Annotated in this window: 1 protein-coding gene; it reads left to right on the plus strand. The window is 40.8% G+C overall.

Going from position 1 to position 294, the window contains the following annotated elements; genetic code table 11:
* Nucleotides 1-294: glutamate synthase-related protein (locus V7137_RS29085; RefSeq protein WP_335701285.1), on the plus strand; the 294-nt coding region annotated here is incomplete at both ends.

The following is a 294-nucleotide window of genomic DNA, read 5'->3' on the forward strand; positions in this document are numbered from 1 at the left end:
CAAAAAAATGGCCGCATTTGGATCCAATTACTTTTATCCCCGCACAAACGTCACCGTTTCCCATTGATGGTGAGGAAGACGTAGATGTTGCCGTTACCATTGGACCAAAGGCAAAAAAACCAATGGAAATAAAAATTCCACTTATGATTAGTGCAATGGCATTTGGGATTGCACTTAGTGAACAAGCAAGGATTTCATTGGCAGAAGCAGCAAAAAAGACAGGAACAGCACTAAACTCTGGAGAGGGTGGAATTTTACCTGAAGAATTAAACGCTGCCGGAAAGTATATTTTAC

It is taken from the genome of Neobacillus drentensis, from assembly GCF_036962765.1.
GTDB lineage: Bacteria > Bacillota > Bacilli > Bacillales > Cytobacillaceae > Neobacillus > Neobacillus drentensis_C.